The organism is Meiothermus luteus, assembly GCF_003574085.1.
GTDB classification, from domain to species: domain Bacteria; phylum Deinococcota; class Deinococci; order Deinococcales; family Thermaceae; genus Meiothermus; species Meiothermus luteus.
In genome coordinates, this window is the sequence record NZ_QWKZ01000150.1 from 1 (window position 1) to 4,072 (window position 4,072).

At 66.1% G+C, this 4,072-nt stretch carries 3 protein-coding genes; 1 reads left to right on the plus strand and 2 read right to left on the minus strand.

All coding sequences use genetic code 11. The features are described from left to right. The coding region (locus Mlute_RS14305; protein ID WP_182482586.1) for a translocation/assembly module TamB domain-containing protein at positions 1 to 2,540 on the plus strand (2,540 nt) is incomplete at its 5' end. On the opposite strand, the gene ybeY is transcribed toward Mlute_RS14305, so the two are convergent. Both ybeY and Mlute_RS14315 read right to left on the minus strand, forming a co-directional pair. Further along, positions 2,537 to 2,962 (minus strand): rRNA maturation RNase YbeY, encoded by a 426-nt coding sequence (gene ybeY / locus Mlute_RS14310; RefSeq protein WP_119361234.1) that lies wholly within the window; start codon positions 2,960 to 2,962, stop codon positions 2,537 to 2,539. The genes Mlute_RS14305 and ybeY overlap by 4 nt on opposite strands. A gap of 6 nt (positions 2,963 to 2,968) precedes the next feature. Beyond that, complete coding sequence (locus tag Mlute_RS14315; protein WP_119361233.1) at positions 2,969 to 3,952, minus strand: PhoH family protein; 984 nt, start codon at positions 3,950 to 3,952, stop codon at positions 2,969 to 2,971. Positions 3,953 to 4,072: the final 120 nt, after the last annotated feature.

Below are 4,072 nucleotides of genomic sequence, written 5' to 3' on the forward strand. Positions count from 1 at the left end.
GGGCGCCTCATCCTGAGACTCCCTGGCTTCCTTGGGAAGGAGGGGCCTTGGAGGGGCAGGTGGGGCTGGATGGGGTCTGGCGGCTGGCTTACAGCGACACTGGGGAGCGGCAGCGGCTCCGGTTTGAGGGCCGCTTGCTGGAGGGCCGCCTGGTAGCCCAAGGCCCTTGGCTCGAGGGCCAGATGGGCTACGCTGCGGGAACCTGGCAGGGCCGCCTGCGCGCTGAGCTTCCTCTGGAGCCCCTGGCCAGCCGGCTCCAGCTTGATTTGGAGGGGAAGGAGGTTCTGGAGGCCAGCGGCAGCCTCAGCGGCGATTTGGGTCGCTTGCGCCTGGAGGCGCGCCTTGGGCGGGATGGGCTCGAGGCCCGTGCTGGTTTTAGCGACCTGGCCCTGGAGGAGGTACCCTGGGTGAGCGCCCGCTTGCCTTTTATCCGCGGCCGCGCCACCGGCCTGGTGGAGTATGCGGGAGGACGGCTGGTGTTTGGGGCCAGCAGCCCGGCCCTCCGGGTCAGAGGGGACGACCTGGCCCTGGCCAGCCGCCTAAGCGGGAGCTGGCAGAACGGCTCCATGCAGGCTGAGCTGAACCTAGAACGCCCCCAAGGAGAGGGGAGCTTGGGCCAGGATGGCCTCATGGGCCCCCAGCGTACCCAGCTTCGCCTTCGGTTGGAGAACAACCGCCTCCAAGGGGAAGTGAGGGCGGCGGCTTTTCCTCTGCACTGGCTGTTTTCTGCCTGGGCCGGCGACCTGGCCGGGCAGGCCTTCTGGACGGGTCAGGCGCGCTTTAACCTCGACCTCATCAACCCCTGGGCCTCCCAAGGGGTCTTGGTGGGGGAGCGGCTGCGCTTCCAGGGGGGAGGCGATACCCTGGTGGGCAGCGCGGCCCTGCGCTTTGAGCAGGAACGGCTTTATGTGGACCACCTGGCCCTTGCGGGTAGGGGTACCTGGCGGGGCTCAGGGTACTACGGCCGCCGGGGCAGCAACCTACAGCTAGACCTGGAGAACACCGTTTTTACCCCGGTGCTGCAGGTGGTTCCCAACCTCAAGCCCCTGGCCCCGGAGGGCAGCGGTACCCTGAGGCTCCGCTCGAGCGGCCAGGTCTTTGAGCTGACCCTGGAGGACTTCCGTTTCAAGCTGGGCCCGGTGCGGGCCGAGACCCCTCGGGCGACCCTACGGGTGGCCGAGACCGCCAGCGCCGAGGGGCGCATCCAGCTCACCGCGCCCTTTCCAGCCGAAGCCCAGCTGTCCGGTGAGGGCAACCTGACCAACTTCACCGTGCGGGCCTTGGGAACCGCCAACCTGCCCCTGCTCAACCCGGACGAGCCCTTTGAGCTGAGCTTCAGCTACCCCGCCTATACCCTAAACGCTTCCTTGCGCAATCAGCAGGCCCGGCTGTACGGGACGCTTTTCCCTCAGCTCGTGCTGACCTTGCAAGGGCCGGTTCCGGTGAGCTACCCTCGCTACTTCCTGCTTGAAGGTCTTCTGGAAACCAACCTAATCCTGCGCTACCAGCGGGGGGTCTACATCGCCCAGGGGGCGGTGGAGGTGCTCCGGGCCCGGTTGGGCCTTCCTGAGGGGCAGCGCGAGGTCTCCATCCCGGCCTCCGCGCTTAAGCCTCAGCCGGCCGAGGCGATGCCCTTGGAGTTCGCCAACATTCTGTTCCGGGCCGAGCGGGGCGTTCTCATCCAGGAATCGCTGGCCCAGGGGGAGCTGGCTGGGGAGGTCTACCTAGGGGGCAGCCTGGCCGACCCCTACCTTTTTGGGGAGGTGGTACCCCTACGGGGCAACTTCAAGCTCTGGGACCGCGACTTTACCATTCGCGACCGGAGCCAAGAACGCAGCTACGCCCGCTTCTCGCCCTCGGCGGGTATCCTGCCGGAGCTGCAGATTATCGCCGATACCACGGTGCAGGACCGGGGCCAGGAGAACCGGCGGATTCAGATAAACCTCACCCTAAAGGGGGAGTTCTTGCGCCAGAACGGGCGCATCAAAGTCAGCCTCACCCCCTCCTTCACCGCCTGGTACAACGGTGAGCCGGCCCGCAAGGCCGATGGCCAGAGCTACACCGACGCGGAGATTTACGCCTTGCTGCTGCTGGGCCGCTCCGACCTCTCGGCCCTCCCGGCCGACATCGCCCAGACGGGCCTGCAAGCGGCGGTCCAGAACTTCATCGTGGGCCAGCTCGAGCGCGAGCTGGCCAAGGCCTTGGGGCTGGACCAGGTTCGGGTGGAGATACCCGCCCTCAATGGGGGGACCCTCGAGGAGACCCGCTTCACCATCGGGCGCTACCTCCTTCCCGAGCTGTTCTTCGCCTACAGCGTGGACCTGCGGGGGTACCAGACGGTGTTTGCAGAGTACCAGCAAGGCGACTTCCGCTTCCGCTTCAGCAGCGAGGTCTTTCCCCAACCCCGGCCAGAGCTGACCCTGGGCTACACCCTGCGGCCGCTGGGGGCCGACCTGACCTTGGACATCGCCACCGGCATCGGGGACGGCACCCGAGGGGATGGGGTGCGCTTTGGGGTTGGCCTGACCTTCCGCTTCTAAATCTCCAGCGCCCGTGCCTGGACCTGATGGAACCCGGCCCACTCCGCCTCGCTCCGGTGGTCGTGGCCCAAAAGGTGCCACAGGGCATGGGCGGCCAGCACCCGGAGTTCCTCCTCTAGGCTGTGGCCCAGGGCCTCGGCCTGCCGTCTGGCGGTCTCGAGGCTGATGACGATATCCCCCAGGTGGGGGGGGACGAAGGGGTCGCCGGGCTCGTAGCTGGGGAAGGAGAGCACATCGGTGGGCGCATCCTCGCCCCAGTGGGCCTTTTTTAGAGCCCGCACCTCCGCGTCGTCGGTCAGGATCAGGGTCAGGGCCTTGTCGCCCTGCCCCAGCTCGGCCATGAGCCGCTGCAGTACCTGCTTAAGCCGGGCCTTGAGCCCTCTGGGCAGGGGGGCGTGGGCGACCAGGGCGACGGTGGCCATCTCCATCTACGAGGAGCGCTCGGTCTCGTACTCGTAAGACTCGTAGGCCTTGATGATGCGGGCCACCAGGGGATGGCGCACCACGTCCGATTCCAAGAAGCGTTGCTGGGCGATACCCTGGATGCCTTTTAGGATGCGCAAAGCCTCTACCAGGCCGCTTTTCTGAGCTTTGGGCAGGTCTATTTGGGTGATGTCGCCGGTGATGACCACCCGGCTGTTAAAGCCCATCCGGGTCAGAAACATCTTCATCTGCTCAGGGGTGGTGTTCTGGGCCTCGTCTAGGATGATAAAAGCGTCGTTCAGGGTGCGCCCCCGCATGAAGGCCAGGGGGGCTACCTCAATGACCCCGGACTGGATGTACTGCTCAAACCGCTCGGCGTCAATCATGTCAAAAAGCGCGTCGTAGAGGGGGCGTAGGTAGGGGTCTATCTTGGCCTGGAGGTCGCCAGGTAAGAACCCCAGCCGTTCCCCGGCCTCCACCGCGGGTCGGGTCAGGATGATGCGCTTGACCCTTTTGGCCTTAAGGAAGGCCACCGCCATGGCTACCGCCAAGTAGGTCTTGCCGGTTCCTGCAGGCCCGATGCCGAAGGTGATGTCGTGGGTGCTGATGGCCTCCACATACCGGCGCTGCCCCGGGGTCTTGGGTTTGAGCCGCCCAGGCAGAACGATTTCTCCCCCCAGGCTGGGAGCGATGGTCTCTTCGGAAAAGGACTGCCCGTTCTCAGCCACTAAGACGACCTGCTCGAGGGTTCCTGCGTCAAGCTCGGCCCCCTGGCGTACCAAGGTGACCAGGTCGCGCACCACCTGTTCGGCCAGGCGCACGTCCTCGGGCGGGCCAGAAATCTGCACCTCCTGGCCCCGCACCACGAGCTGGGCAGGGAGCAGCTTGCGAAGGGTCTTGAGGTGCTTGTCCCCCTGGCCCAGCAGGGCCAGGGCTTCCTGGGGAGAGCGTAGGGGCACTACCGCCTTGGTTTCCTTACCCTTCTCCAATATCGGCTCCTGGGTTCGGCCAGTATCTGATGCCAAACCACACCATTCAGAATAGCATCCCCACGGGTGGATAGCCGCCAGCCTTCGGAGGACCGGGGCTTTGTCGGGGGCGGGGTTGGG

Bases quoted from the DNA above. Each gene is read 5' to 3' on its own strand.
- ybeY (WP_119361234.1), bottom strand. From the start codon at position 2,962: ATGGCCACCGTCGCCCTGGTCGCCCACGCCCCCCTGCCCAGAGGGCTC.